This is a genomic window from Campylobacter sp. IFREMER_LSEM_CL1097, assembly GCF_025772225.1.
GTDB classification, from domain to species: domain Bacteria; phylum Campylobacterota; class Campylobacteria; order Campylobacterales; family Campylobacteraceae; genus Campylobacter_D; species Campylobacter_D lari_D.
The window spans coordinates 1-4,891 of record NZ_JAKMRT010000032.1; the positions used below are offsets into that span (position 1 = coordinate 1).

The window sequence follows — 4,891 nt, forward strand, 5'->3', positions numbered from 1 at the left end:
ATAAGTATAATTTTTTGAAAAATATTATAAGTTATTTTATGCAGTTATAAAAGACTAAAGATGTATATTTTTTATTTCAACTAAATTTTAGTTTATATTTTTGCTTAAATAAATTTGAAGTTTAAAAATGTAGATTAGTTATTTTCTTGACTTTTAGGATAATCAAAAAACACAACTTCCCCGCTGTGTTCTTTTATATCTTTAAATTCTTTTATATCAAATTGCATACATAAAATAGCAGAAGTTGGAAAGTTTTCTAAGTCTATATGAGCTAGATACTCACAAAGTTCTTGCAATAAAGGATTGTGCATAATTAGCACTACCCTACTCTCTTTTGATTCTTTTATAAAATTTAACACATCCTTTAAATTACCATCATAAAAGCTTTTTTCTATCTTGATATCTTTTTCTTTTAAAGAAAAGCTTTTACAGAGTTTTTGTGCTGTTTTTATACAACGCTTAGCAGGACTTGAGATAATGCTTTGGGCTTTAAATTCTAAATCCTTAATCCTATAAATCATAGTTTTTAAATCATCTTTTCCACTAGAACTAAGTTCTCGTTGTAAATCTTGATCGTAATTTTCTTTTTGAGCTTTAGCATGACGAATAAAATAGATATATTTCATCTTATAACCTTAAATTTACCCAAAGCATATCCACATATAAAGCCAAAAATATGTGCATACCAAGCTATATTAACACCCATAAAAATAGGCACAAAACTCATTAATAATATAGCCACGATAAGTCCTTTGGTGGCGGTTTTATCCAAATATGCATAATACCCCATTAAAACACATATAGCACCACTTGCACCCACTACATTTACAAAACTACCATCAAAACTTAAATACACATAAAAAGCACTAAGTAAAGAGCAAAGAATTCCACCGATTAAATAAAGCAGGGCAAATTTAAAACTTTTTAAGTATTTTTCAAGCATAGAACCAAATTGAAAAAGCACTATCATATTTAAAATCAAATGAGGCCAATTTCCATGCATAAATATTGAGCTTAAAATTTGCCAATAAAATCCTTGAAAAAAAAATAAATTTAAACCCAAAATAGTATCTAAATTTAAAGAACCAAAATAAAGATAATTTACAAAAATAAATACAATAACATTAAAAGCGATTAAAAATGAAGCTACCATTGCCCTACTTTGTATTTTTGATAATTATAACAAAAAGCTATTTAAATTCTAGCTTACACATAAAATTCACATTAATAAGATACAATATCGTCAAAAATACAATAAGGTTAAAAATGAAAAAACTAGCTTTAGCTTTTTTGATTAGTTTAAATACTCTTAATGCTGGTATAGTCATAGCACCTGATTCTTTGCCGGTAAATATCAAACAATTTATTAAAGATTACTTTAATGCAGAGATTGGTCTAGTAGAACAAGATGGATATTCTTACGAAATTTATTTAAGTGATGGAAGTGAAATTGAGTTTTCACTCAATGGAGAATTTAAAGAAGCTGAAAATTTCAGATCTTTAAATTATGCTATTTTGCCTTTAGCAATACAAAATACCATTAAAAATACCTATCCAAATGCAGCGATTATTGAAATAGAAAGAAAAATTTCATATTACAAAATAGAACTTAATAATCAAATGAAACTTTATATTGATGATAATGGGACTATTTTAAGACAAAAATTTGACGATTAAAATTGTTTAAGATCAAATAAGCAAGTTTTAAATTTTCTTCTAAAAAGGCTTTAACCCTTATCAAAACTTATAAAAATTTCAATTGCTCCGGCAGAATAAGGAGCTTTATCATAGGCTCCGTATTGATTTTCTCACCTTAAATATTGATTTTACTTTGTTTGGACAAAATCATAATTAGTACTACTCTTTGTCAAACTAGATAAACAAATATCAAATTTTTCCTAAAATATTTAGTATAAATGTATTTTCATTATAGGTATATAACTCACACATAAGCTAAAATTTTTTAAATATTTACTCCTCTTGCACTCTTACTATCAGGCTTTTTGGTAGCTTAAAATATTCAATCCATTCTTGTTCTTTTTGTCTCATTTGTCCTTGATCTACCTCATGATCATATCCTTGTAAATGAAGCATAGCATGTATAAAAAGTAATGCCATCTCTTCTTCATTACTGTGTTTATACTCCATTGCTTTTTTACTTACTTCATCTAAATTTATCACAATACTGCCAAGTAAATTTTCACAATTTTGTATCAAAGGAAAAGATAACACATCTGTAGTTTTATCTATACCTCTTTGACTAAAATTAATCTCACGCATAACTCTTTCATCTACCAAAACAAGCTCTATATTTTGATCGCTCATTTTCTGGGCTATTTTTTCAAGAAAAGAAATATCCATTTCTTCTTCACAAAAAATCATTATTATCCTTTTGATTTTATAATTTCAAATTATATCAAAATTAAGGAAAAGCATGAAAAAAGCTCTTTGTATTATAAGTGGTGGTATGGATAGTACTTTATGTGCATATTTAGCTAAAAAAGAAGGATATGAGATCATTGCTTTACATTTTGACTATAACCAACGCACCATGCTTAAAGAAAGGGAATGTTTTAATAAAATTTGTGAAAAACTTAACATAAAAACAAAATATATTTTAGATGTGTCATTTATAGCAAATATTGGAGGAAACTCACTAACAGATTTAAATTTAGAAATTCCCAAAGAAAAACTACATGAAAAAGAAGTCCCAAATACCTATGTTCCTTTTAGAAATGGTATTTTTTTATCTATCGCAGGTGCTATAGCTGAAAAGGAAAATTGTGAAAGTATTTTTATAGGAGTGGTACAAGAAGATAGCAGTGGTTATCCTGATTGCAGTGCGAAATTTATACAAAAATCCAATGAATTTATCAATGAAGGAACAACAAAAACTTGTAAAGTGCAAATAAAAACCCCATTAGTTCATCTAAGTAAAGGACAAATAGTTGAATTAGCCCTAAAAGAAAAGGTAGCCTTAGAATACACTTGGTCTTGCTATGAAAGAGAAGATAAAGCTTGTGGTAAATGTGATAGTTGTTTATTAAGACTAAAAGGCTTTAAAGAGGCTAATGTAAAAGATTTTATAGAATATGTTTAAAAATTTACTTTCATTTTATTTTAGTTTGTATAATTTGCTTTTTTAAACATTAAGGAGAAAACATGAAAAAAATATTATTTGGTTCATTTTTAGCTGCTTCGATTTTGGCAAGTAGTGCTTTGAGTAAAGAATTTAGCTTAGATAAAGCACACACAAATGTAGCTTTTAAAATCAAACATTTACAAATTAGTAATGTAAATGGAAATTTTAAAGATTATGATGCAGTAATTGATTTTGATAGTGCTAAATTTGAATTTAACAAACTTCAAGCAAATATAAAAGTTGCTTCTATAAACACAGAAAATAAAGCAAGAGATGCGCATTTACAACAAGATGATTTTTTTAAAGCAAAAACTCATCCAAACATTACTTTTACTATGAGTAAATATGAAAAAATCTCTAATGAAAAAGGTAAAATGTATGGCTCATTAAGCATTGCTGGAGTAAGCAAAGATGTTGTTTTAGATACTGAAATTGGCGGCGTTATTAAAACAGATAGTGGCAAAGAAAAAGCAGGTTTTACTCTACAAGGACAAATTAAAAGAAGTGATTTCAAATTTGCTCCTGATACTTCTAGCTTAACACTTAGCGATGAAGTACAAATTAGCATCGAAGCAGAAATCAACGAAAAATAATACTATAAAAGCATTTTACTTTTTGTAAAATGCTTTGATTTTTATTTAGCTACCCAACCTTCTTTTTTCCAAATTTTTTGAGCTTCTTTACTTTGTGTAAATTTGATGAATTCAGCTACTTTTGGATTTTTTAAACCTTTTTGCGTTGGAACTATTTCAGCCGCTCTGTAAATGATTGAATTTTTATCCGCTAAAATAAATTTATTTTCTTTCTCTCCAACTGCTTTAATCCAATGTGTCCAAATGATTAAAGCATCGATATTTTGATTATTTTTCCACTCATCAACCGCTGCTTTTGAATTTTTAGCATATACTTTAATGTTTTTTCTTAATTTTTCTAGGTTTTCAATTTTTCCTGTTTTTAAAGCCATATCCTCATATAAGCCAACCTGCCCTGCTCCATCAACCACCATAACATTAACGCCATCTTTTAAAAGATCTTCAAATTTTTTAATTTTTTTTGGATTATTTGCTCTTACAATCATACCCGAGCCTCTAGCATTTAAAACTTGAACATCTTGTATTTTGATTTGTTTTGGCATTGCTTTAACAAAACCATCCATCATAGAAGTATTACCTGAATAAATAATATCAGCATCTGTTTTTGCTTTTTTTATCCATTTAGGTGTTGGTCCTGCATTAATAATAACTTTTTCTCCATGTTTTTCTTCAAATTGCTTAGCAAGCTCTTTCAAAACAGGAGCAGGACCACCTGGACCATAAACTAAAATTTCAGCATTTAATGCAGCTGCAGCAAATAAACTTAAAAATAAAAATTTTTTCATATTTTTTCCTTTAAATTAATAAAATAAAATTAGAAATATAGCTTTTTAAAGTATATATTTTTTTAATCAAATAAACTAATTTTTTTCTCTTGTGCTAAAAAATACTCCAAAAACTCTTCTTCGCTTTCTTTGATTAGGCAATATTTAAAATCAAAAAAATTCTTTAATTCACTCAAATTTATATAAGAAAAATCACAAAATAATGAATTTTTTAATGCTATTTTGAAATCTTTAATGCCTTGGAGCTTTTGGCATATAAATTCAAAATCTTTTTCGTTTTCCACAAGTAAAATTACTCTAGAACTTCCACCAAAAGCACAAATTTCATTTTTTGAGTTTAAAAAATATGCCTTAAAAAGATCTAACTTTTT

Annotated in this window: 7 protein-coding genes and 1 pseudogene; 3 read left to right on the forward strand and 5 right to left on the reverse strand. The window is 27.1% G+C overall.

Annotated features, from left to right (window positions below):
* Window positions 1-134: 134 nt before the first annotated feature.
* Window positions 135-626, reverse strand: coding sequence for a SixA phosphatase family protein (locus L8W64_RS08640; RefSeq protein ID WP_133318916.1), 492 nt, complete (start codon window positions 624-626; stop codon window positions 135-137).
* Window positions 623-1,153 carry a rhomboid family intramembrane serine protease gene (locus L8W64_RS08645; RefSeq protein ID WP_133318917.1) on the reverse strand — a complete coding sequence of 177 codons (531 nt, stop codon included), beginning with the start codon at window positions 1,151-1,153 and terminating at the stop codon, window positions 623-625. The genes L8W64_RS08640 and L8W64_RS08645 overlap by 4 nt, the downstream gene beginning before the upstream one ends.
* Window positions 1,154-1,266: 113 nt before the next feature.
* On the opposite strand from L8W64_RS08645, the gene L8W64_RS08650 reads away from it, so the two are divergent.
* Window positions 1,267-1,677, forward strand: a complete 411-nt coding sequence (locus L8W64_RS08650; protein WP_133318918.1) for a PepSY-like domain-containing protein — start codon at window positions 1,267-1,269, stop codon at window positions 1,675-1,677.
* A 294-nt stretch (window positions 1,678-1,971) separates the two neighbouring features.
* Here the strand turns inward: L8W64_RS08650 and ybeY are convergent, their stop codons facing one another.
* On the reverse strand, window positions 1,972-2,382 hold the full coding sequence (gene ybeY, locus L8W64_RS08655) for an rRNA maturation RNase YbeY (RefSeq protein ID WP_220566256.1): 411 nt from the start codon (window positions 2,380-2,382) through the stop codon (window positions 1,972-1,974).
* Window positions 2,383-2,434: 52 nt separating this feature from the next.
* Here ybeY and queC point away from each other — a divergent pair, with 52 nt between their 5' ends.
* Both queC and L8W64_RS08665 read left to right on the forward strand, forming a co-directional pair.
* Complete coding sequence (gene queC, locus L8W64_RS08660; protein WP_263664691.1) at window positions 2,435-3,100, forward strand: 7-cyano-7-deazaguanine synthase QueC; 666 nt, start codon at window positions 2,435-2,437, stop codon at window positions 3,098-3,100.
* A gap of 62 nt (window positions 3,101-3,162) precedes the next feature.
* Window positions 3,163-3,735 (forward strand): YceI family protein, encoded by a 573-nt coding sequence (locus L8W64_RS08665; protein ID WP_133318921.1) that lies wholly within the window; start codon window positions 3,163-3,165, stop codon window positions 3,733-3,735.
* A gap of 41 nt (window positions 3,736-3,776) precedes the next feature.
* Here L8W64_RS08665 and L8W64_RS08670 read toward each other — a convergent pair whose 3' ends face one another.
* Both L8W64_RS08670 and L8W64_RS08675 read right to left on the reverse strand, forming a co-directional pair.
* Window positions 3,777-4,520 (reverse strand): substrate-binding domain-containing protein, encoded by a 744-nt coding sequence (locus L8W64_RS08670; protein ID WP_263660322.1) that lies wholly within the window; start codon window positions 4,518-4,520, stop codon window positions 3,777-3,779.
* A 62-nt stretch (window positions 4,521-4,582) separates the two neighbouring features.
* Window positions 4,583-4,891, reverse strand: a pseudogene (locus L8W64_RS08675) (hypothetical protein); the annotation flags it as partial.

What these genes read in the sequence shown, in the direction of transcription:
- L8W64_RS08640 (WP_133318916.1), bottom strand. Translation starts at nt 626, where the DNA reads ATGAAATATATCTATTTTATTCGTCATGCTAAAGCTCAAAAAGAAAAT.
- L8W64_RS08645 (WP_133318917.1), bottom strand. Translation starts at nt 1,153, where the DNA reads ATGGTAGCTTCATTTTTAATCGCTTTTAATGTTATTGTATTTATTTTT.
- L8W64_RS08650 (WP_133318918.1), top strand. Translation starts at nt 1,267, where the DNA reads ATGAAAAAACTAGCTTTAGCTTTTTTGATTAGTTTAAATACTCTTAAT.
- ybeY (WP_220566256.1), bottom strand. Translation starts at nt 2,382, where the DNA reads ATGATTTTTTGTGAAGAAGAAATGGATATTTCTTTTCTTGAAAAAATA.
- queC (WP_263664691.1), top strand. Translation starts at nt 2,435, where the DNA reads ATGAAAAAAGCTCTTTGTATTATAAGTGGTGGTATGGATAGTACTTTA.
- L8W64_RS08665 (WP_133318921.1), top strand. Translation starts at nt 3,163, where the DNA reads ATGAAAAAAATATTATTTGGTTCATTTTTAGCTGCTTCGATTTTGGCA.
- L8W64_RS08670 (WP_263660322.1), bottom strand. Translation starts at nt 4,520, where the DNA reads ATGAAAAAATTTTTATTTTTAAGTTTATTTGCTGCAGCTGCATTAAAT.